Source organism: Nocardioides sp. REDSEA-S30_B4 (assembly GCF_001627265.1).
Classification (GTDB): Bacteria; Actinomycetota; Actinomycetes; order Propionibacteriales; family Nocardioidaceae; genus Nocardioides.
In genome coordinates this window covers 15,791-37,444 of the sequence record NZ_LUPI01000039.1, presented here as the reverse complement: position 1 = coordinate 37,444, position 21,654 = coordinate 15,791, and the positions used below count along the sequence as shown (strand labels likewise).

The 21,654-nt window shown below is 72.4% G+C and carries 20 protein-coding genes and 1 pseudogene; 5 read left to right on the top strand and 16 right to left on the bottom strand.

What is annotated here, in order from left to right; translation table 11 throughout:
* Positions 1-59: 59 nt before the first annotated feature.
* The 3 genes from A6R01_RS09500 to purF all read right to left on the bottom strand — a co-directional run bounded on the left by A6R01_RS09500 (position 60) and on the right by purF (position 3,138).
* Complete coding sequence (locus A6R01_RS09500) at positions 60-239, bottom strand: DUF3073 domain-containing protein (protein ID WP_179532341.1); 180 nt, start codon at positions 237-239, stop codon at positions 60-62.
* 252 nt (positions 240-491) lie between these two features.
* A complete protein-coding gene (purM, locus tag A6R01_RS09495) occupies positions 492-1,568 on the bottom strand; it encodes a phosphoribosylformylglycinamidine cyclo-ligase (protein WP_292605222.1) in 1,077 nt (358 codons plus the stop codon).
* A 16-nt stretch (positions 1,569-1,584) separates the two neighbouring features.
* Positions 1,585-3,138 (bottom strand): amidophosphoribosyltransferase, encoded by a 1,554-nt coding sequence (purF, locus tag A6R01_RS09490; protein ID WP_292605220.1) that lies wholly within the window; start codon positions 3,136-3,138, stop codon positions 1,585-1,587.
* A gap of 213 nt (positions 3,139-3,351) precedes the next feature.
* Between purF and A6R01_RS09485 the strand changes: the two genes are divergently transcribed.
* Positions 3,352-5,208, top strand: coding sequence for a cell wall metabolism sensor histidine kinase WalK (locus tag A6R01_RS09485; protein WP_292605218.1), 1,857 nt, complete (start codon positions 3,352-3,354; stop codon positions 5,206-5,208).
* A gap of 65 nt (positions 5,209-5,273) precedes the next feature.
* Here the strand turns inward: A6R01_RS09485 and A6R01_RS09480 are convergent, their stop codons facing one another.
* The 4 genes from A6R01_RS09480 to A6R01_RS09465 all read right to left on the bottom strand — a co-directional run bounded on the left by A6R01_RS09480 (position 5,274) and on the right by A6R01_RS09465 (position 10,076).
* Positions 5,274-5,750: a (2Fe-2S)-binding protein gene (locus A6R01_RS09480; RefSeq protein WP_292605216.1), complete on the bottom strand. Its 477-nt coding sequence runs from the start codon at positions 5,748-5,750 to the stop codon at positions 5,274-5,276.
* Positions 5,751-5,761: 11 nt separating this feature from the next.
* Entirely contained in the window at positions 5,762-8,140 is a 2,379-nt protein-coding gene (locus tag A6R01_RS09475) for a molybdopterin cofactor-binding domain-containing protein (protein ID WP_292605214.1), read from the bottom strand.
* Positions 8,141-8,351: 211 nt separating this feature from the next.
* On the bottom strand, positions 8,352-9,689 hold the full coding sequence (locus A6R01_RS09470) for a dipeptidase (protein WP_292605212.1): 1,338 nt from the start codon (positions 9,687-9,689) through the stop codon (positions 8,352-8,354).
* A 27-nt stretch (positions 9,690-9,716) separates the two neighbouring features.
* On the bottom strand, positions 9,717-10,076 hold the full coding sequence (locus A6R01_RS09465; RefSeq protein ID WP_292605210.1) for a sterol carrier family protein: 360 nt from the start codon (positions 10,074-10,076) through the stop codon (positions 9,717-9,719).
* Positions 10,077-10,122: 46 nt separating this feature from the next.
* Between A6R01_RS09465 and A6R01_RS09460 the strand changes: the two genes are divergently transcribed.
* On the top strand, positions 10,123-10,938 hold the full coding sequence (locus A6R01_RS09460) for a DNA-formamidopyrimidine glycosylase family protein (protein WP_292605208.1): 816 nt from the start codon (positions 10,123-10,125) through the stop codon (positions 10,936-10,938).
* A gap of 72 nt (positions 10,939-11,010) precedes the next feature.
* Here A6R01_RS09460 and A6R01_RS09455 read toward each other — a convergent pair whose 3' ends face one another.
* The 3 genes and pseudogenes from A6R01_RS09455 to purL all read right to left on the bottom strand — a co-directional run bounded on the left by A6R01_RS09455 (position 11,011) and on the right by purL (position 14,581).
* Positions 11,011-11,748: a prolyl oligopeptidase family serine peptidase gene (locus A6R01_RS09455; protein WP_292605206.1), complete on the bottom strand. Its 738-nt coding sequence runs from the start codon at positions 11,746-11,748 to the stop codon at positions 11,011-11,013.
* A gap of 175 nt (positions 11,749-11,923) precedes the next feature.
* Positions 11,924-12,214, bottom strand: a pseudogene (gene arfB, locus A6R01_RS09450) (alternative ribosome rescue aminoacyl-tRNA hydrolase ArfB); the annotation flags it as partial.
* Positions 12,215-12,331: 117 nt separating this feature from the next.
* Positions 12,332-14,581, bottom strand: a complete 2,250-nt coding sequence (purL, locus tag A6R01_RS09445; protein ID WP_292605204.1) for a phosphoribosylformylglycinamidine synthase subunit PurL — start codon at positions 14,579-14,581, stop codon at positions 12,332-12,334.
* Positions 14,582-14,822: 241 nt separating this feature from the next.
* Here purL and A6R01_RS09440 point away from each other — a divergent pair, with 241 nt between their 5' ends.
* Positions 14,823-16,289 (top strand): glycoside hydrolase domain-containing protein, encoded by a 1,467-nt coding sequence (locus A6R01_RS09440; RefSeq protein WP_292605202.1) that lies wholly within the window; start codon positions 14,823-14,825, stop codon positions 16,287-16,289.
* A 31-nt stretch (positions 16,290-16,320) separates the two neighbouring features.
* Here the strand turns inward: A6R01_RS09440 and A6R01_RS09435 are convergent, their stop codons facing one another.
* Genes A6R01_RS09435 through purS form a run of 3 tightly spaced genes read right to left on the bottom strand, consistent with a single transcriptional unit; the run spans position 16,321 to position 17,722 of the window.
* Positions 16,321-16,767 (bottom strand): DUF3817 domain-containing protein, encoded by a 447-nt coding sequence (locus A6R01_RS09435; RefSeq protein WP_292605200.1) that lies wholly within the window; start codon positions 16,765-16,767, stop codon positions 16,321-16,323.
* 14 nt (positions 16,768-16,781) lie between these two features.
* The gene (gene purQ / locus A6R01_RS09430; protein ID WP_292605198.1) at positions 16,782-17,450 is read right to left on the bottom strand and encodes a phosphoribosylformylglycinamidine synthase subunit PurQ; all 669 of its coding nucleotides are present in this window, start codon (positions 17,448-17,450) and stop codon (positions 16,782-16,784) included.
* On the bottom strand, positions 17,447-17,722 hold the full coding sequence (gene purS / locus A6R01_RS09425; RefSeq protein ID WP_292605196.1) for a phosphoribosylformylglycinamidine synthase subunit PurS: 276 nt from the start codon (positions 17,720-17,722) through the stop codon (positions 17,447-17,449). The genes purQ and purS overlap by 4 nt, the downstream gene beginning before the upstream one ends.
* A gap of 85 nt (positions 17,723-17,807) precedes the next feature.
* Between purS and A6R01_RS09420 the strand changes: the two genes are divergently transcribed.
* Both A6R01_RS09420 and A6R01_RS09415 read left to right on the top strand, forming a co-directional pair.
* A complete protein-coding gene (locus A6R01_RS09420) occupies positions 17,808-18,608 on the top strand; it encodes an N-acetylmuramoyl-L-alanine amidase (protein ID WP_292605194.1) in 801 nt (266 codons plus the stop codon).
* A 73-nt stretch (positions 18,609-18,681) separates the two neighbouring features.
* Positions 18,682-19,182 (top strand): general stress protein, encoded by a 501-nt coding sequence (locus A6R01_RS09415; protein WP_292605192.1) that lies wholly within the window; start codon positions 18,682-18,684, stop codon positions 19,180-19,182.
* Between the two features lie 171 nt (positions 19,183-19,353).
* On the opposite strand, the gene A6R01_RS09410 is transcribed toward A6R01_RS09415, so the two are convergent.
* The 3 genes from A6R01_RS09410 to A6R01_RS09400 all read right to left on the bottom strand — a co-directional run bounded on the left by A6R01_RS09410 (position 19,354) and on the right by A6R01_RS09400 (position 21,648).
* A complete protein-coding gene (locus A6R01_RS09410) occupies positions 19,354-19,503 on the bottom strand; it encodes a hypothetical protein (RefSeq protein ID WP_292605190.1) in 150 nt (49 codons plus the stop codon).
* Positions 19,500-21,092, bottom strand: a complete 1,593-nt coding sequence (locus A6R01_RS09405; protein WP_292605188.1) for a long-chain fatty acid--CoA ligase — start codon at positions 21,090-21,092, stop codon at positions 19,500-19,502. Before A6R01_RS09405 ends, A6R01_RS09410 begins: the two co-directional genes overlap by 4 nt.
* Positions 21,093-21,219: 127 nt before the next feature.
* On the bottom strand, positions 21,220-21,648 hold the full coding sequence (locus A6R01_RS09400) for an SRPBCC family protein (RefSeq protein ID WP_292605186.1): 429 nt from the start codon (positions 21,646-21,648) through the stop codon (positions 21,220-21,222).
* Positions 21,649-21,654 lie beyond the last annotated feature (6 nt).

Sequence of the window (21,654 nt, the reverse complement as noted above, 5' to 3'; positions counted from 1 at the left end):
CGGGCCTCAGGGCACGGGGCGGCTCACATGCAGGTCAGCGCGTCAGGAGTCGCGAGAGGTCAATCGCGGCGAGGGTCGGCGTAGTCCGACCACTCGTCGTGATCGTCCTGCGCGACGTCATCGGAGGCATCGCCTCCGTGGAGCTCTCGCGCCAGCGCACCCAAGTCCGTCTCGTGAGTCCGGTACTTGAGCTCGCGAGCGACCTTGGTCTGCTTGGCTTTTGCACGGCCGCGGCCCATAGGGTCCAGCCCCCTCGCACACTTGGCCGGGGCACTAATGGCTCCCGGGCTGTCTCTCGAATACTCGTGACCCCAACGCTACCTGCTGGGTGGCTGTTCGCGCACACCCCTCCCCGGATTGGTCCGCGTGGCGTGGGTCGCGCGCACGCCGGAAAGTTTCATCGGCCGACCGACAGACCCTGCCCTTGGCCGATGTTCCTCCATCGGTCCACGGCAAGGTTCATCGGCCGGCCGATGAACCTTGCCGGTGCCTCACCAGCCCGGGTGCTGACCCACCAGCTCCACGGCGCCGGGGCGGCCGGTGGCGGGCGCGACCCGGCCGGCGGGCCAGGCGTGGATGCCGTAGCCGGCCAGCAGGGCGACGGCGGCGTCGACCTGGTCGGCGGGCAGCAGGGCGACCATGCCGACACCGCAGTTGAGCGTGGCCTCCAGGTCGGGCTGCGAGACGTCGCCGACGCGGCGGACGAGGTCGAAGACCGGCTCGGGGGTCCAGGTGCCGCGCTCGATGGTCGCGGAGAGCTCCTCGGGCATCACGCGCTCGAGGTTGGCCGCCAGGCCGCCACCGGTGACGTGGGACATCGCGTGCACGGTGGTGCTGCGCGCCAGGTCCAGGCAGGCCTTGGCGTAGATCCGGGTGGGGGTCAGCAGGGTCTCGCCCAGCGGCCCACCGAGCTCGTCGACGTGGCGGTCCAGCTCCCACTGGGCGGTGTTGAGCAGCACGTGGCGCACCAGCGAGTAACCGTTGGAGTGCAGGCCCGAGGACGCCATGGCCAGCACCACGTCGTCGGGACGCACCCGCGCCGGGCCGAGCAGGTCGTCGGCCTCGACCACGCCGGTGGTGGCGCCGGCGACGTCGTACTCGTCGGGAGCCAGCAGACCGGGGTGCTCGGCCGTCTCGCCGCCGACCAGCGCGCAGCCGGCCTCGACGCACGCCTCGGCGATGCCCTTGACGATCGCCGCGATCCGCTCCGGGACGACCCGGCCGGTGGCGATGTAGTCGGTCATGAACAGCGGCTCGGCACCGCACACCACGAGGTCGTCGACGACCATGCCGACCAGGTCGTAGCCGATGGTGTCATGGACGTCCATCGCCTGCGCGATGGCGACCTTCGTGCCGACGCCGTCGGTGGAGGTGGCCAGCAGCGGGCGCTTGTACGCCGTGAGCGCGCTGGCGTCGAAGAGACCCGCGAAGCCGCCCAGGCCACCGATCATCTCGGGGCGCTTGGCCTTCTCGACCCAGACCTTCATCAGCTCGATGGCCTTGTCGGCCGCCTCGATGCTGACGCCGGCCTCGGCGTAGGCGTTGCCGGCGCTGGTGCTGTCGCTCACGGGACTCCCGTCGGGGTCAGGGGTTGTTGAGGACCGGGAGCGCCCGGCCCATCGTCGGCGAGCTCAGCGTGGCCTCGAGGAGGTGCTTGCCGAGCAGGGACTCGTCGGGCAGCTCCACGGGGTACTCGCCGGTGAAGCAGGCGGTGCACAGCGCGGAGCGCTGCTGCCCGGTCGACTCGATCATCCCGTCCAGGGAGATGTAGCCCAGGCTGTCGGCGCCGACGCTGGCCGCGATCTCCTCGACGTCGAGGCCGTTGGCGATCAGCTCGGCGCGGGTGGCGAAGTCGATGCCGTAGAAGCACGGCCACTTCACCGGTGGGCTGGAGATGCGGACGTGCACCTCCAGGGCGCCGGCCTCGCGCAGCATCCGGATCTGGGCGCGCTGGGTGTTGCCACGCACGATCGAGTCGTCCACGACGACCAGCCGCTTGCCGCGCACCATGTGCTCGAGCGCGTTGAGCTTGAGCCGCAGTCCCAGCTGGCGCAGTGTCTGGCTGGGCTGGATGAAGGTGCGCCCGACGTAGGCGTTCTTCACGAACCCCTGGCCGAAGGGGATGCCGGACTCCTCGGCGTAGCCGGCTGCGGCGGGGGTGCCGGACTCGGGCACCGGCATCACCAGGTCGGCCTCGACGGGGAACTCGCGGGCCAGCTGCCGGCCCATCTCCACCCGCGCCTGGTGGACGCTGCGGGCGGCGATGGTGGCGTCGGGGCGGGCGAGGTAGACGTACTCGAAGACGCAGCCCTTGGGCTCCGGCTCGGCGAAGTGGTGCGAACGCAGACCGTTCTCGTCGATGACGAGCATCTCCCCGGGCTCGACCTCGCGCACGACCGAGGCGCCGATGGTCTTCAGCGCGGCGTCCTCGGACGCCACGACCCAGCCGCGGTCGAGCCGACCGAGGACCAGCGGACGGATGCCCTGGGGGTCGCGGGCGGCGTACAGGGTGTCCTCGTTCATCCACACGAAGCAGAAGGCGCCGCGCAGCATCGGCAGCACCTCCAGCGCGCGCTCCTCCAGCCCCTGGTCGGGGTGGTGGGCCATCAGCGCGGTGACCAGGCTGGTGTCGTTGGTCGAGGTCTCCCCCGGCCGCTGGGCCAGGTCGAGCTCGCCCTCGGGGCCCGGCAGCGCGGCGACGGCCTCGCGCAGCTCGTGGGTGTTGATGAGGTTGCCGTTGTGGCCCAGCGCGATCGAGCCGTCCGGCGTCGGCCGGAAGGTCGGCTGGGCGTTGTGCCAGGTGCTGGCGCCGGTCGTGGAGTAGCGCGAGTGCCCGATCGCCAGGTGGCCCTTGAGGGAGTCCAGCGTGGTCTCGTCGAAGACCTGGGAGACCAGTCCCATGTCCTTGTAGACCAGGATCTGGCGACCGTTGCTCACCGCGATCCCGGCCGACTCCTGGCCGCGGTGCTGGAGCGCGTAGAGACCGAAGTAGGTCAGCTTCGCGACGTCCTCACCGGGCGCCCAGACACCGAAGACGCCGCAGGCGTCCTGGGGTCCCTGGTCCTGGGGGTCCAGCGCGTCCGTCAGACGTCCGTCGCCGCCCCTGCGGGCACTGTGGCCACTGCTCTGGAAGGGCACGGGCCGGATTCTACGGGCCGCTCGCCCCCGTCACCCACTCACGGGTCGGGCGGACCGGACCGGCACGCTCGGGCAGCACGGACCGCCACGGTCGGGCGCCCCGGGCTCCGCCGTCCGGGCAGAACCCCGCCAAACCCCCTCCCGTATCGCCGCATTCTGTCTATCCTGCCTGAGCCACTGTCCTTGCCCCTTGCCGATCGGACGACCGTCCGCGTGACAGAACCCGCCGTGCACCTGACCGTGCCGACCGACGCCACGGCCCCGCCCCGGGCCGGCGCTGCGGGCACCCCTGGCAGCGCCGGCACCCCTTTCAGCCCTGGCACCCCTGGCACCCCCCTCACCCCCGCGCCCGACCTGGTGCCCGACCTGTTCCGGCACTCCGACCTGCGTGCGACCCTGCGCTCGATCACCGATGGGGTGGCCAGCGCGGCCGGCTTCCGGCTCGCCGCGGTCAGCGTCTTCCGCAACAGCGACGAGCTGGAGTTCCTGGTCGTCAGCGGCGACGAGGACGCCCAGGCCGAGCTCGACGGCGACGTCACCCCGCGCGAGATCGTCGACCAGTGGATCCGCGAGTCCGAGCACTGGGGCCGACTGCGCTTCCTCCCGCACGACCGGACGATCCGGCTCGCCGAGCACGTGTGGGTCGGCGAGCAGCCCGTGGTCGACCACCCGGAGGCGTGGCAGCCCTACGACATGCTCTTCGCGCCGCTCCACGACCGGGACGAGCAGCTCCAGGGCATCTTGTGGGTGGACCTGCCCCTGGACGGGTTGCGGCCCGGCCCGGACAAGCGCCGACGGATCGAGACGTACGCGCGGCAGGCCAGCGAGGCGGTGCTCGTCGCCATCGAGCGCAGCCGGCTCTCCGAGCAGGTGCGCCTCGCGGCGGCCGCGCGCCGCGTCGTACGCGATGCGACGGCGCAGCTGGACCTCGACCGCCTGCTGGAGGCGACGGTCGGGGCCGCACAGGAGGGCTTCGGCGTCGACGACGTCCGAGTGCTCCTGGACGAGCACGAGGACGTCGACTCCCTCGACGGCCTGTCGGCTCTGGCCCGTTCCCTGGCCCACGGGTGCTGGACGCGTCAGCGTGCGCTCGTGGTCTCGGCGCAGCGCACCGCTCCGGGCCTGCTCGCTCCCGAGGAGCACTCCGCCCTGCTCGACGGTCTGCGCGAGAAGGGCGACACCTCCCTGCTACTGGTGCCGCTGGGTGCCGGTCCCGAGTGCTTGGGGCGGATGCTGATGTTCCGCCGCGACCGCGGGGACTGGTCCGACGAGGAGGCCGACACCGCGCTCGACATGGGGCACGACCTGGGCCGGGCCGTGCTGAACGCCCGCAGCTTCGCCCGCGAGCAGCAGGCCGCGGCCTACACCCAGCAGCTGATCGCCACCATGGCCCACGAGCTGCAGAACCCCCTGGCCGCGGCTCGCGGCTACGCCTCGATCCTCGAGGACGTCCTGGACGACCTCGGCGTCGACGATCCCGACGCCGAGAAGAGCCTGCGCGGCATGGAGCGGGCCAGCGGCCGACTGCTCGACATCGTGACCGACCTGCTGGCGCTCGCGCGCGCCACCGAGGAGATCCACCCCACCGCCTGCGATCCGGTCGACGTCACCGACGTCGTGCGCGACAGCGTCGAGCTGGTGGCGGTGCAGGCGGCACCGCGCGGCATCCGCCTGACCACGGCCGTGCCGGACCGGCCGCTGACGGTGCGCGGGGAGTCCGGCGACCTGGAGCGGGTGGTCTCGAACCTCGTGGGGAACGCCGTGAAGTACTCCCCCGACGGCACCGACGTACGCGTCACGCTCAGCGAGGACCCGACCGCCGGGACGCACGGCGAGGTGGTCCTGGAGGTCACCGACCAGGGCATCGGGATCTCCGCGGCCGACCAGGAGCACCTGTTCGAGGAGTTCTTCCGCAGCGAGGACCCCGAGGCGGTCCGTCAGCCGGGCACCGGGCTGGGGCTGGCGATCGTCAAGCGGGTCGTGGACCGCCACGGCGGCCGCATCACCGTGCGGTCGGCACCGGGCGAGGGCAGCACCTTCACGGTGCGGCTGCCCCGCGCCGACGCCTGAGCCCGGGTCGGCTCAGGCGCCGGCGACGGGGCTCCGGACGGGCCTGCGACGGCGTACGCCGGTCCTCACATCCTGCGCGCGCCCTGGCGCACCGCCTCGCGGATGCGCGTGTAGGTGCCGCAGCGGCAGATGTTGCGGATGCCGTCGAGGTCGGACTCGGTGATCGTGCCGCCCTCGCGCTGCACCTTCCGCACCAGCGCCACCGCGGCCATGATCTGGCCGGGCTGGCAGTAGCCGCACTGCGGCACGTCGCGGTCGATCCAGGCCTCCTGCATCGGGTGCAGGTCACCGTCGGCGGTGTCGGCGAGGCCCTCGATGGTGGTGATCTCGTCGTCCGGCTGCAGGTCACCCACCTTCACCGAGCACGGGTTGAAGGCCTTGCCGTTGATGTGGGACGTGCACGCCTTGCACACGTTGATCCCGCAGCCGTACTTCGGGCCGGTCACGCCGAGCAGGTCCCGGAGGACCCACAGGACGCGCTCGCTGTCGGCGACCTTGACGGTCACGCGTTCGCCGTTGAGGACGAAGGTCTGCTTGGGCATCGGTCGTCTCCTCAGTAGGTGAACTTCAGGCCGTTGGTCGGCGACTTGGGCACAGGGGGGATGAAGGACTTGGGACGGAACGAGATGGTGTCGTGGTTGATCGGGAACCGGGTCGGCACCTCGCCGGTCGCGCGGGCGTACGCGCAGGCCACCGCAGCGGCCGAGGAGCCGACGGCCGCCTCACCCGCCCCGCCGGGCTGGTCGACGTCGGGGTCCATCACGATGACCTCCATCTCGGGCGGGACGTTCCACTGCCGGGTGTAGAAGTAGTTGTCCCAGCTGGCCTCCAGGAAGCGGCCGTCCTCGAGGTGGCAGCTGCTGGTCAGCGTCAGCGCGAGGCCGTCCATGAACCCGCCCTGCATCTGCGCCTCCAGGCCGATCGGGTTGATCACCAGTCCGGCGTCGACGGCGATGACCGCCTTGGTGACACGCGGGCCGGTGACGGCGTTGCGGACCTTGCGGTCGACCGTGCGCGGGCGGCAGTCGATCTCGACCAGGACGGCGGTGCAGCCCTTGTACTCCTTGTGCACGGCGATGCCCTGGGCCATGCCCTTCGGCATTTTCCGGCCCCAGTTCCCGCGCTCGGCGACCGCCTCGATCGCGGCGCGGACCCGGTCGTTGCGGCACAGCTCGAGGCGCAGCTCGAGCGGGTCCTTGCCCATCCGGCGGGCCAGCTCGTCCATCGTCAGCTCGGCGGCGACACAGACGTCGGGGCTGTAGATGTTGCGCATGCTGCCGGTGCTGAAGCGCTGGTCGGTCTCGTTGAGCAGCTGGGTGACCGCTCCGAGGTTGTAGGGCAGCTCCTGGGTGAGGGTGAAGATCGTCTCGGAGAACCCCAGACCGCCGAGGTAGCGGCCGACCTCGGTCGGCGCCTCGTCGATCGTCGAGGTGATGATCTCGCCGAGCCCGTGGCTGAAGTCGGTGACGACGCTGGTGTGGCGCTGCTCGAAGGAGAGCACCTGGCCCGCGAGCATCGTGGCGCGCACCCGGGAGGTGCACATCGGGTGCATCCGGCCCTGCCGCGGCTCGTCGGCGCGGTGCCACATCAGCTTGACCGGCTTGCCCATCGCCTGGGAGATCTGCGCGGCCTCGATCGCGTGGTCGCTGAAGAGCTTGTGCCCGAACGACCCGCCACCGGTGACGACGTTGACCTTCACCTGGTCCTGGGACATGCCCAGGATCTGCGCGATGTTCTGCTGGGCCAGGATCGGCACCTTCAGGCCGGCCCAGATCTCGGCACGGTCCTCGCGCACGTCGGCGATCGCGGCGAACGGCTCCAGCGCGGCGCTGCTGCGGAACATGAACTCGAAGCCGAGGTCGACCTGCTCGGCCAGGATCGGCACGTCGGGCACGGCCATCGGCAGCTCCGCCGCGCGCAGCCCCTCGAGGATCGACTCGTCGTTCTCGCCGGCGAGGTCGCCGAGGTCCCACTCGACGTCCATCTTGCGGATCGCGTCGATGCACTGCCCGAAGGTCTTGGCTCGCACGGCGATGCCGGTGGGGACCTGCGCCACGTGGGTGACGCCCTTCATCTTCAGGATCTGCTTGCGGTTGCGCAGCCGGACCGGGCGGCCACGGTGCGTCGGCGGGCGGCAGACCATCGTGGGCTTGGCCCCCTTGACGTCCAGGTCGGTCGCGAAGTCCTTCTGGCCGGTGACGGCCGCGCGGGCGTCGGTGCGCTTGCGACCGGTGCCGATGACGCGGTACTCCTCGCGCGGACGCAGCGTGACGCCGACCTGCTTGACGACCTGGCTGGCCGCGTCGCTCGCCAGCTCGCCATACGGGATGGCGTTGCCGGCGGCGTCCACGACCGTCCCGGAGATCGTGCTGAGCCGGTCGGCGTCGGTGCCCAACCGGGCGGCGGCCGCCTCGAGCAGCTGCTGCCGCGCCACGGCGGCGGCCACCCGGATGGGAGTGAACGTCGAGACGGTCGTGTTGGAGCCGCCGGTGAGCTGGTTGAAGATCAGCTCGGGGCGAGCCGGCGCCAAGGTGACCTCGACCTTGCGCATCGGCAGGTCGAGCTCCTCGGCGAGGATCATCGCCGTCGAGGTGACGATGCCCTGCCCGACCTCCATGCGGGGCAGCTCGAAAGCGGCGGTGCCGTCCTCGCGGATCGTCACGGTGATCAGCTGGCTGGTCGGCAGCGCGGCGTCGGTCTGCAGGTCCTCGAGGTCGTAGATCTCCGGGATCTGCGGCAGCGACGGGACCGCGCCGCGCGCCGGTGCCCGGCCCAGCGTCAGGTCGGCGGCGGTGACGAGGGTGGCGCCGCCGAGGACGTAGCCGACGAACCGTCGGCGGTCCAGGCCCGCCGGTCCGACCGCCACCACCTCTCCCCCGTCACTGTGCGAGCGCTCGGTCGTGCTGCGTGCGGACGTGTCGGACTCGTGCATCCCTACCCCTTCCCCATGGGCACCCCGGACGGGTGCGACGCGCAGGAGCGGGGGCTCCTGCCCGTGTCGCGAACCTAGACGGGGCGGTGACGGTCGTCACTCCCCCGGCCGGGATTCGGACAGGACGGGCTTCCGGATTGGTCGAACCGGCGTATTGTTAGGCCGGCTCGACCCACTCCGGGGCTCAGGGGTCGGGAGCGAGGGCGGTGGGCTACTGGGCGCCGAGCGTGGCGAGAAGGAGGGTCTCGGCGAGGACGACGCGCTCGAACTCGGCGAGATGGAGACCCTCGTTGGCGCCGTGGGCGCGGGTGTCGGGGTCCTCGACGCCGGTCACGAGCACGCTGGCCTGCGGGAACGCCTCGAGGAACTCCGCGATGAACGGGATGGACCCGCCGACGCCCATGTCGATCGGCTCGGTGCCGTCCCAGGCCTCGGTGAAGGCCGAGCGGGCGGCGTCGTACGCCGGACCGGTGGCATCGATCTGGGTCGCCTCGCCGGTGTCGACGACGGTGTGGGTGAGCGTCGCGCCCCAGGGGGTGTGCGCCTCGAGGTGCTCGACGAGGCGGGCGACGGCGTTCTCGGCGGTGTCGCCGGGGGCGATGCGCATCGAGATGCGGGCCCGGGCGGCGGGCACGAGGGTGTTGGAGGCGCCGGCGACCTTCGGCGCGTCGAGGCCGGTGATCGAGAGGGCGGGCTTGGTCCACAGCCGCTCGACGGCCGAGCCGGAGCCGATCCACTCGATGCCGGGGGCGGCGCCGGACTCGGCGCGCAGGCGGTCCTCGGGGTACTCCACGTCCGCGGCGGGCCCGCTGTGCAGTCCCTCGATCGCCACGTTGCCCTCGTCGTCGTGCAGGCTGGCGATCACCCGGCTCAGCGCCATCAGCGAGTCGGGCACGAGGCCGCCCCACATGCCCGAGTGCACGGCGTGGGTCAGCGTGCGGACCTCGATGTCCATGCGGACCAGGCCACGCAGGCTGGTGGTCAGCGCCGGGACGCCGATGTCCCAGTTGCCGGAGTCGGCGATGACGATGACGTCGGCGCGCAGCGACTCCCGGTGCTCCGCGAGCAGCGCCGGCAGCGTCTCGGAGCCGACCTCCTCCTCGCCCTCGATGAACATCACGACGTTGACCGGCAGGTCGTCGCCGAAGACGCGGACCGCCCCGAGGTGGGCGGCGATGCCGGCCTTGTCGTCGGCGGCACCGCGCGCGTAGAGCCGGTCGCCGCGCTCGGTGGGCTCGAACGGCGGGGAGTCCCAATCGGCGTGGTCGTTCTCCGGCTGCACGTCGTGGTGGGCGTAGAGCAGCACGGTGGGTGCGCCCTCGGGCCCGGCCTTGTGCGCGATGACGGCGGGCGCGCCACCGTCGGCGCTGACGATGGAGGAGGTGAAGCCCTCGGCGTCGAAGAGCGCCTTCACGGCCTCGGCGCTGCGCTGGACCTCGCCGGCCCGCTCCGGGTCGGCGCTGACCGACTCGATGCGCACCAGGTCCTCGAGGTCGGACCGGATGCCGGGCAGGACGGACTGGACGCGGGCGCGGAGATCCTCACTCATGGCGAGCACGGTAGTCGCCGCGTGCGCCTACAGCAGGGGCAGGTGGGGCGTGAGGTCGGTCCGCTCCCCGGACGCACTGACCCGCCCCTCGGCCACGGCGTCGGCCCAGGACAGCTCACCGGTCGCCAGGGCGATCATCGTCCGGGCGTCGGTCTCCACCACGGCCGGCGGGGTGCCCCGGGTGTGGCGCACGCCGGGGATGCACTGCACGGCGGCGTACGGCGGGACGCGCACCTCCACCGAGTGCCCCGGCGCCTTCTGCTCCAGCACGGCGAGCACGTGCTTGACGACCAGCTTGAGGTCGGCGCGCTCGTCGCCACCGGCCCGCAGCCGGTCGAGGGCGTCGGCGAGCTCGGCGGGGTCGGCGCGGCGGAGGCGGGCGGGCACCAGGAGAGGGTACGGCGGCGACCAGGGGCTCCCTACAGTCGAGCCCGTGCCGGAGGGGGACAGCGTCTGGAAGCTCGCGCGCCGCCTGGACCGCGCGCTGCTGGGGCGCACCGTCACGCGCTCGGACTTCCGGGTCCCCCGGCTGGCGACCCGCGACCTCGCCGGGCGCGAGGTGCTCGAGCACCACACCCACGGCAAGCACCTGCTGACCCGGCTCTCCGGCGGTGTGACGCTGCACAGCCACCTGCTGATGGACGGCGAGTGGTCGGTCACCGGGGTCGGCAAGCGGCTGCCGCCACGGCTGCAGCGCGACGTGCGCGTCGTCCTGGAGACGTCGACCGGCACCGCCTGGGGCCTGCGGCTGCACCAGCTCGACCTGGTCGCGACGGATCAGGAGTCGCGCGTGATCGGGCACCTCGGCCCCGACCTACTGCACGACGACCTCGACCGGCCCGAGGCGGTACGCCGGTTGCTGACCGACCCCGGGGCCCCGCTGGTCTCCGCGCTGCTGGACCAGACGCGGGTGGCCGGGCTCGGCAACCTGTGGGCCAACGAGTTGGCGTTCCTGGTGGGGGTCAGCCCGTGGACGCCGATCGGCGAGGTGGACGTGCCGCGGCTGGTCGACCGGGCCGTGGCCGCACTGAGGCACTCCGCGACCGTGGCCGGTGCCTACCAGGTCACCACCGGCACCGGACGCCGTGGCGAGTCGCACTGGGTCGCCGGTCGGCAGCGTCGGCCCTGCCTGCGCTGCGGCACGACCGTGCGGATGGTCGAGGAGGTCCCGAACGACCCGGCCAACCGGCGTACCTGGTGGTGCCCGCACTGCCAGCCCGGGCCCGGCCCCGAGGCGCGCGCGAGGTGATCTCAGGTGAGTCGTGCCCGCCACCGGGCGCCATGGCGCCCGCTCAGGGGCACGACCCGGTGGGTCGGTGAGTCAGAGCGCCTCGAGGATCGTCAGCGTGGTCGCCCAGGCGTCGGAGGCGGGGTCGATGACGGAGAAGGAGTCGCCCTCGACCTCGACCAGGCGCGCGGTGCCGCCGGCGGCGGCCGCGGCCTCCACGTAGGAGCGGGACTGGCTGATCGGCACGATGTCGTCGCCGGTCGCGTGGACGCACCACACGGGCGCCGGGAGCGGCACCTGCTGGACCGGGTCGATGTCGGCGTCCGCGCTGGTCGGCACGCCGCCGACGATGCCGGTGACCGTGCCGGGGCCGCCCAGCCCGGCGGTGTACGCGCCGCGCAGGTCCAGGACGCCGGCCTGCGACACGACGTGGGTCAGCAGGCCCTGCCCACCGGCCCAGGTGGCGAGGTGACCGCCGGCGGAGTGGCCGATGCCGACCACCGGGACGGTGCGCGGGTCGACGCCGAGCACGAGCTCGTCGAGCTCCTCGATCGCGGCACGCACGTCGTCGAAGGTCTCGGGATTGCCCCCGCCACCGCCCGGGCCGCCACCGACGCGGCGGTACTCGATGGCCCAGGTCGCCCAGCCCTGCTCGACCAGGCTCGGCACGAGCGGGCGGGCGTACTCGATGCCGTAGGCGGTCTTCCAGAACCCGCCGTGCACCACGACGGCCACCCCGCGCGGCACGCCGGCGGGCAGCGTCAGCTCGCCGAACTGGCTCGGGTCGCTGCCGTAGTCGTGGCGCTGCGGCTCACGCACTCCCTCGGGCATGGGTGGCACCTCCTCGGGGCCGACGCCCCCGCGGACCAGAACGGTCAGGCCGACAGCGGCCGCTCCCAGGGCCGGGAGCGTGAGGAGGGTACGACGGGGCATCCGGGGCACGCGGGTGGTTCGGCCCCGCGGGGCGGGTCGGATGGGTCGCGTCGCCCCGTCGCCGGGCTCGACGGACCAGCGTCGCGAGCCGCTCCCGCGCCGCCCGCCGGTTGGCCAGCTGGGTGCGGTGCTCGGACGCGGCCACGGTGAGCACCCCGTCGACCAGTCGGCCGGCCAGCTGGTCGAGCACCCGGCGGCGTACGTGGTCGGGGAGGGCTGAGCTTGCGGCGTCCCACACCAGCTCGACCCGCGAGTCGGTGGTGTTCACGCCCTGACCGCCGGGCCCCGAGGACCGGCTGAACCGCTCGCTGAGCTCGGACCCCGGGATCACCAGGGTCCGCGTCACGGGCAGGTCGTCGGGCACCTGTCCATCATGCGTCGCGCCGCTCGCGCCTCCCAGTCGGGGTCACCGGGTCTCGAGGCTCCTCGCTGGCGCTCGTCGCACCTCGACCAGCGAAAGACGCTCGACCAGCCGCGAGCCTCAGCCCAGGGCAGCGGGGAGGGTGGCCATCCAGGTCGAGCGGACCTCGAGCAGCGGGAGGTCGAAGAGCCCCTGCAGGTCCACGGAGTCGCCGCCGGTGGTGCCCAACTGCGCAGCGGGTACGCCGTGGCGCGCGGCGAGGTCGGTCAGCCGGCCGACCTCCGACTCCGGCACGGTGACGAGCACGCGGCCGGTCGACTCGGAGAACAGCGCGACGAACGGGTCCTCGTGCACCCCGGCGAGCGACACCGAGGCGCCGGTCATCGAGGGCAGCGACGCCTCGATGAGCGCCTGGGCGAGCCCGCCGTCGGACAGGTCGTGCGCGGAGCTGATCAGCCCGACGGCCTCGTGCAGCAGTGCGGCGAGCGCCTTCTCGCCCTCGAGCGAGAGGGCCGGCGGGCGGCCGCCGAGGTGGCCGTGGACGACGTGGGCCCACTCGGAGCCGGAGAGCTCCTCGCGGGTCTCGCCGAGCAGCACGACGGTCTCGCCCGCGGCCGACCACGACGAGGGGGTGCGGCGCGTGACGTCCTCGATGACGCCGAGCACGGCGACGACCGGCGTCGGCAGGATCGCGGTCTCGCCGGTCTGGTTGTAGAGGCTGACGTTGCCGCCGGTGACGGGCACGCCGAGCTCGAGGCAGGCGTCCTTGAGGCCGCGGCAGGCCTCGGCGAACTGCCACATCACCGACGGGTCCTCCGGCGAGCCGAAGTTGAGGCAGTCGGAGACGGCCAGCGGGGTGGCGCCGCCGGTGGCGACGTTGCGGTAGGACTCGGCGAGGGCGAGCTGGGCCCCGGCGTACGGGTCGAGCTTGGCGTAGCGGCCGTTGCAGTCGGTCGAGACCGAGACACCGAGGTTGGTGTCCTCGTCGATGCGGATCATCCCGGAGTCGGCCGGCTGGGAGAGCACGGTGTTGCCGCGGACGTAGCGGTCGTATTGGTCGGTGATCCACGACTTGTCGCACAGGTTGGGCGAGGCGACCAGGCGCAGCACGGTCTCGCGCAGCTCTGAGGCGTCGGCGGGACGCGGCAGCGACTCGGCGGCGTCGGCCTGCAGGGCGTCCTGCCAGTCGGGGCGCGCGAAGGGGCGCTGGTAGGTCGGGCCGTCGTGGGCGACCGAGCGGGGCGGGACGTCGACGACGCGCTCGCCGTGCCAGTCGATCTCGAGGCGACCGGTGTCGGTGACCTCGCCGACGACGACGGCCTCGACGTCCCACTTGGCGCAGATCGCCATGAACGCCGCGACGTCGTCGGGCTCGACGACGGCCATCATCCGCTCCTGGCTCTCGCTCATGAGGATCTCCTCGGGAGCCAGCGTGGAGTCGCGCAGGGGGACGCGGTCGAGCTCGACGTGCATGCCGCCGTCACCGGCCGAGGCCAGCTCGGAGGTGGCGCAGGAGAGCCCGGCGCCGCCGAGGTCCTGGATGCCGGCGACCAGGCCGGCGGCGAAGATCTCGAGCGTGCACTCGATGAGCAGCTTCTCCATGAAGGGGTCGCCGACCTGCACGCTGGGCCGCTTGGCGGGACCGTCGGCGTCGAAGGTCTCCGAGGCGAGCACGGAGACGCCGCCGATGCCGTCGCCGCCGGTGCGGGCGCCGTAGAGGATCACCTGGTTGCCGACCCCGGAGGCCTTGGCCAGGTGGAGGTCCTCGTGCTTCAGCACGCCCACGCACAGGGCGTTGACCAGCGGGTTGCCGAGGTAGGTCTCGTCGAACACCGCCTCGCCGCCGATGTTGGGCAGACCCAGGCAGTTGCCGTAGCCACCGACGCCGGCCACGATCCCAGGCAGCACACGATGGGTGTCGGGGGCGTCGAGCGGGCCGAAGCGCAGCGGGTCCATGACGGCCACCGGGCGCGCGCCCATCGCGAGGATGTCGCGGACGATGCCGCCGATGCCGGTCGCGGCGCCCTGGTAGGGCTCGACGTACGACGGGTGGTTGTGCGACTCGACCTTGAAGGTCACCGCGTAGCCCTGCCCGACGTCGATGACGCCGGCGTTCTCGCCGATGCCGGCCAGCATCTTGCCGACCGGGGTCTCCTGCGGCAGCTCGCCGAACTGCTTGAGGTGCACCTTGGAGGACTTGTAAGAGCAGTGCTCGCTCCACATGACGGAGTACATCGCCAGCTCCGAGGAGGTGGGACGGCGCCCGAGGATCTCGCGGATCCTGGCGTACTCGTCGGCCTTCAGGCCGAGATCGGCCCAGGGCTGCTCACGGCTCGGGTCCTCGGCGGCGACGGCGACGGTGTCCAGCACGGGAGAAATCTACCGAGCCTGCTCGGCCGACGTTCAGCCGCGCCCCTCTTCCGCGGTTCCTCGGCGGCCGATCGGCCCCCATGGAACCTGGCGACACCCCCGCTGACCTGCGGAAACTACATCTCTGTAGTTCACGGCGAAGCCTGTTACTCGTGTGACTGGTGTGGTTATCGTGCTGTGGTCGGTCCGTCAGGAGCGACCACTTCCCCCCGCCTCACCTCCGTGCCGCTGGAGCTCCACCATGACCCGACCGGGCCTCGTCCGCACCCGCACCACCTCGCGCAGCAGCGCGCCCCGCCGCACCCTCCTGCGGCGCGCAGGCACCGCCGCCGCGTCCGGGCTGCTCGCGTTGACCGTGCTGGGCTCCGCGCCGGCCGGCGCACCGGCGTACGCCGCCGAGGTCGGTGCCCGCCGCTCCCCCATCGTCGACGGGGGCGTGGTCGTGACGCCGGGCAACTTCACCGGCTACGGCTTCGACCAGTGCCTCGCCCCGGACAGCAGGGCGATGCGCACCTGGTGGAACAACTCGCCGTTCTCCGCGGTCGGGATCTACATCTCCGGCAAGTCCCGCGCCTGCCGCAACCAGCCCAACCTCAGCAAGGAGTGGGTGCTGCAGCAGGCCACGCTCGGGTGGCGGCTGCTGCCGATCACGCTCGGGCCGCAGGCCTCCTGCCAGCCGCGCTTCCCGCGCTACTCCGACGACGTGCGGATCAACCCCAAGCCGGGGAAGAAGAAGGACTACCACAAGGCGCTGAAGATGGGTCGCGCCGAGGCGGAGACCACCGTCGCCGACGCCCGCGCGCTCGGCATCGCCGAGGGCAGCACGCTGTGGTACGACCTCGAGGGCTTCGACGCCTCCAACACCGACTGCCGCGAGTCCGCACTCTCCTTCCTCTCCGGCTGGACCCAGAAGCTGCACCGCCTCGGCTACGTCTCCGGCGTCTACTCCAGCGCCAGCTCCGGCATCGCGGCCCTCGACGACGCGCGTGTCGAGCGCCCGGACCGGTTCGTGCTGCCCGACGCCATCTGGATCGCCCGCTGGGACGGGAAGGCCAACACCGACACCACCTACATCCGCGACGACGGCTGGCGACCGGGCGGCCGGATGAAGCAGTACCGCGGCGGCCACGACGAGACCTGGGGCGGCGTCCGCATCAACATCGACAGCAACTTCCTCGACCTCGGCCGCGGCACCACCGCGCGCGCCGAGAAGGACCGCTGCGGCGGCACCCGCATCAACTGGCAGGACTACCCGCTGCTGCGCCCGCCGCGGACGAAGAAGAACGGCCAGGAGGTCGTCCCCGACCCCGCGCTGGTCACCACGCTGCAGTGCCTGCTGCGCGAGAAGAAGTACTTCGACGGCGACCTCACCGGCGAGTACGGCACCCGCACGCTCAAGGCCACCCGCGCCTGGCAGGCCGACCACAAGATGCCCGAGAAGAACCTCTGGTCGCGCCAGCACTGGATGTCGCTGCTCTCGGCCGGCTCCAAGCCGATCCTGAAGTACGGCTCCTCCGGGGACGCCGTACGCCGCCTCCAGCGCGCCCTGAACGCCGCCTCGCCCAAGGCGACCCTGGTCGTCACCGGCGTCTACGGCCCCGGCGTCGAGCCGGCGGTCAAGGACTGGCAGGAGCGGATCGGCATGGAGGCCTCCGGCGTCGTGAACAAGCGCGTCTGGCGCAAGCTGCGCAAGGGCGTCCGCAGCTGAGCCTCCGCTCGCACCTCGACCGGCGAGCGGGTCAGGAGGTGGGCGGACCGACCAGGAGCGCGAGGCCGGTGAGGGCGGCGACGGCGACCAGGCCCGCGGCGACGCCCTGGGCGGGCGAGCGGACCAACCAGGCGACGACGCGCTCGAGCGGGCCGGCGGGATCGGTGGCGCGCAGGCGCCAGGAGTCGGCCAGCGGGTGCCGGCGCTCGAGCCAGCGGTCGAAGGGCACGGTCGCGAACGGGGGTACGGCGCAGGCCAGCGCGGACAGGGTCCGGCCGGGCCGCCAGCGCTGGTCGATCGCGACGACGAGCGTGACGACGCCGTACGCGACGAAGACGACACCGTGGAGCATGCCGAAGACGCGCACGCCGAGCTCGGTGGTCTCGGTGACGTACTTGAGGAACATGCCGGTCAGCAGCAGCGCCCAGGTGATGGCCTCGGCGACGGCGACGCGGCGGAACAGCAGTGCGGGGGTCATGGTGCGGACGGGGCTCAGGCGAACGCGGACTCGACCAGGCTGGTGAAGAAGCCCAGCCCGTCGGTGCCGGAGCCGGTGAGCTCCTCGACGGAGTGCTCGGGGTGCGGCATCAGGCCGACCACGTTGCCGCGCTCGTTGGAGACACCGGCGATGTCGCGGGCCGAGCCGTTGGGGTTGAGGTCGAGGTAGCGCGCGACGACCTGGCCCTCGCCCTCGAGCCGGTCGAGGGTGGGCTCGTCGGCGACGTAGCCGCCCTCGCCGTTCTTCAGCACGAGGGTGATCTCCTGGCCCGCGGTGTAGGCGGAGGTCCAGGCGGTGCGGTCGTTCTCGATGCGCAGCCGCTGGTCGCGGCAGATGAACCTGCGGTGGTCGTTGCGGATCAGCGCGCCCGGCAGCAGGTGGGACTCGCAGAGGATCTGGAAGCCGTTGCAGATGCCGAGGACGGGCATGCCCTTCCGGGCCGCCTCGATCACCTCGGTCATGACCGGGGAGAAGCGGGAGATGGCGCCGCAGCGGAGGTAGTCGCCGTAGGAGAAGCCACCGGGCAGCACGACCGCGTCGACGCCCTTCAGGTCGTGGTCGCCGTGCCAGAGGGCGACGGCCTCCTGGCCGCCGAGGCCGACCGCGCGGGCGGCGTCGACGTCGTCGAGGGAGCCGGGGAAGGTGACGACGCCGATCTTCACGCCTGCGCTCCGGCGCCGGGGGTGACGTCGTCCTCGACGTGGACCGCGAAGTTCTCGATCACGGGGTTGGAGAGCAGGGTCTCGGCCATCTTCTCGACCTCGGCGAGGACCTCGGCGGTGATCTCGCCGGCGATCTCGAGCTCGAAGCGCTTCCCCTGGCGGACGTCGGTCACGCCGGAGAAGCCGAGGCGCGGCAGTGCACCGAGCACGGCCTTGCCCTGGGGGTCGAGGATCTCGGGCTTGGGCATCACGTCGACGACGACACGGGCCACGGGGCAGCTCCTGGCTCAGGGGTGGACAACCGGGGCCGATCCTATCGGGGCCCTCGGGCGGGCCGACGGGCGATACCCTCGCGCGATGAGGCGCCCCCGAGCCGCGGCCGTCGTGCCGCTCCTGCTCGCGCTGTGCGCTGCCGCTTCGCTGGGGTCCGTGCTCGGCTCGGCGGTCGGCCCAAGCCCCGCCTGGGCGGACGAGGTCGCACCGCCCCAGGAGGTCGTGGCCGGCCACGTCCTGCGGCCACTGCCGCTGACCGGGCGGCACGTCGTCGTGGACCCCGGGCACCAGCTCGGCAACGCCCGCTTCCCCGCCGAGGCCGCCAGGCTCGTGGAGGCGGGTGGCTTCCGCAAGGCGTGCAACACCAGCGGCACGGCGACCGACGCCGGCTACGCCGAGGCGACCTTCACCTGGGAGGTCTCCCGCCGGCTCGCCGAGCGGCTGCGCCGGGCGGGCGCGACGGTCACGCTGACCCGGGACGGCGACTCCCCCGACCGCTGGGGGCCGTGCGTGGACGAGCGGGGCACCACCGGCAACGCCGAGGGCGCCGACCTGAAGGTGTCGGTGCACGGCGACGGGTCGTACGCCGCGGGCGCGCACGGGTTCCACGTGATCGCCGGCGACGAGGCGTCGCTGCGGGTCGCCGCGGTGGTGCGGGGCGCGCTGGAGGACGCCGGGTTCGCCCGGGCGACCTACGTCGCCGGCGGGGACGGGCTCGACCTGCGCACCGACCTGGCCACGCTCAACCTCTCACAGATGCCCGCGGTGCTGGTCGAGCTCGGCAACATGCGCGACGCCGGCGACGCCGCGGTGATGACCAGCCCCGCCGGGCAGGAGCGGTTCGCGAGCGCGCTGGCCTCCGGCGTACGACGCTGGCTGCGGTGACCCGCAGCACGACCGGCTGCTCACGCGGGTCCACGGGCGCGACCGGGTGGGGCGGCTGCGGCACACTGGAGGCATGAGCCAGCCGCGCCCGAACCTCGCCTCACCGCTGAGCCTGGAGTTCCCGCAGTCCCTGGCGGTCTACGACGACTACGCCCAGGCGCAGCGCACCGTCGACTTCCTCAGCGACGAGGAGTTCCCCGTCGAGCAGCTGATGATCGTCGGCACCGACCTCAAGCGGGTCGAGAAGATCACCGGCCGGCTCACCACCGGCCGGGTCGCCCTGAGCGGGGCGGCCTCCGGTGCGTGGTTCGGCCTGTTCGTCGGGCTCATCTTCGTGCTGCTCACCGACGAGTCCGCGCTGGCGGCGCTGCTGCCGCCGCTGCTGATCGGCGCGCTCTTCGGACTGATCTTCGCCCTGATGGGCTACGCCGCCACCCGCGGCCAGCGCGACTTCTCCTCCGTCACCCAGGTGGTCGCCACCCGCTACGAGGTGCTGGTCGAGCACAAGTCGGCCGCCCGCGCCCGCGAGCTCCTCACCGGCCTCCCCGGGGCGCTGCCGAACCCGTTCGACTGACGGGGACGCGCCGAGAGGTCACCCGCGCACGGCCCAACCGTCACCCGCGCACGGCCCAACCGTCACCCGCGCACGGCCCAACCGTCACTCGCGCATGGCCGTGCGTCAGCGACCTCTCGGCCGTGCGTCAGCGACCTCTCGGCCGTGCGTCAGCGACCTCTCGGCCGTGCGTCAGTGACGGCTCGGCCGCAGCACCACGATGAACAGCGCGACGCCCAGCCCCGCGAGGAGCGGTCCGAACGGGGCGTCCGGCGAGCCGTACCACCAGAGGCCGCCGCCCACGGTCATGAGGGCGGCGGCCGCCAGGAGGACCAGCCTCACGAGAGCTCGCGCTTGAGGATCTTGCCGGTGGCGGTCATGGGGAGGTTCTCGACGATCTCGACGAGGCGGGGGTACTTGTAGTTGGCCATCTGGTCCTTGCCCCACGCGACGAGGTCCTCGGCGGTGGTGGTGGCGCCGGGGTTGAGGATGACGTACGCCTTGACCTCCTCGCCGTGGGACTCGTGGGGGACGCCGATGACCGCGGCCAGCGAGACGTCCTCGTGGGTCATCAGGACCTCCTCGATCTCGCGGGGGTACACGTTGTAGCCGCCGCGGATGATCATGTCCTTGGACCGGTCGACGATGTAGTAGAAGCCGTCGGCGTCTTTGCGGCCCAGGTCGCCTGAGCGGAACCAGCCGTCGGCCCCGTCGACCGTGCCGAGCACCTCGGCGGTGGCCTCGGGACGGTTGTAGTAGCCCTTCATGATGTTGTGGCCCTTGATGGCGATCTCGCCGACCGCGGTCTTGCCGTCCTCCTCAATGTCCTCGGGCACCCGCTCCCAGGAGTCGGCCTGGAGCAGGCACATCTCCACCCCGGGGATGGGAGTGCCGATCGAGCCCACGCGCGGCGGCTCGCCGTACGGGCTGAACGAGGCGACCGGCGAGGTCTCCGAGAGGCCGTAGCCCTCCAGGATGGTGACGCCGAACTTCTTCTCGAAGTCCTTGTGGACCTCCACCGGCAGCGCGGAGCCACCGGCCGCGGCGACGCGGAGGTTCTTCGCGAGGGTCTCCACGTCGACGTCGGGGGTCAGCGCGCCCAGCAGGCCCCAGTACATCGTCGGGACGCCCGCGAAGAAGGTGACCTGCTCCTTGAGCATCAGGCCCAGCGCGGGCTCGGCCTCGAAGCGGGGCAGCATCACCACGGTGCCGCCGTAGGCGAAGCCGCCGTTCTGGATGACGGTCTGACCGAAGGAGTGGAACAGCGGCAGCACGCACAGGTAGGTGTCGGGCGTCTCCGCGTTCGCACCGAACAGTGCCTCGCCCGAGAGCGCGTTGTCGCGCATGTTGCGGTGCCGCAGCTCGGCGCCCTTGGGCTGGCCGGTGGTGCCGGAGGTGTAGAGGATGACCGCGGTGTCGTCCTCGTCGGTGGCGACGGTCTCGAAGGTCGGCGCCTGCGACCCGATCGCCTGGAACAAGGTGGTGGTGCCCTCGATCGGCGAGGCCGCGGCCGGGTCGGCGGTGATCATGAAGAAGTGCTCGCAGCCCTCGGTGGCGGTGAAGCCCTCGTGGCCGGCCTCACCGATCGGCAGCTCCGGGGTGCCCTGGAAGCAGAACAGGGCCTTGGCCTCGGAGTCGGCGAGGTGGTAGGCCACCTCACGGCCCTTCAGCAGCACGTTGAGCGGCACCACGGTCGCGCCGGCCTTGAGGATGCCGTAGTAGACGATCGAGAAGTACGGCAGGTTCGGGCACGACAGCGCGACCTTGTCGCCGTGGCCGATGCCGCGCTCGGCGAGCGCGCCGGCGACCTGGTTGGCCAGGGTGTTCACGGTCGCGTAGTTCAGGCGCGTGTCGCCGAAGACGATGGCGTCACGCTCGGGGTACGTCGCAGCGCTGGTCTCGAGCAGGCTCGCGAGGTTGTAGCTGGTCACAGGTGGCCTCCGTCACGTCGGGTTCGGCGCCAACCTACCGACCGGTCACCAACGCGGGCAGTGCTGCCGTCCAAAGATCGGCGCCGGTGCTGGATCCCGCCACAGCGACGACCTGCCCAGCCCTGCCTCAGCGGCTTCGCGACCCCAGGATCTGCGCGGCCTTCCTCAGGTCGGCGCGCACCGGCAGCACCGAGGCGTACGACGCCAGCAACCCGATCCCACGCACCGGCCCGGGCCCGGTGATCCGGAAGCGGAACCGCACGTCGCACCCGGTCCCGGTCGGGACGAACTCCAGGTCCAGCGCGGCCGTCACGGCCTTCCAGGTGCCGTCCTCGGACCACTGGCGCGGCCGGTCGTAGGAGGTGGTGCGCATCGCCGGACGCAGCCCGGGCCTGGTGACGTCGGTCCAGGTCTGCCCGACCCCGACCTGCCCGGTGACGTCCTCGACCGCGGCCAGGCTGGACTGCCACTGGGGGCGGTTGGCCGGGTCGACGAGGTAGTCGAAGGCCACCTCGGCCGGCACGGGGAACGGCACGGTGCCGCCGACGGTGTGCATCGTCGT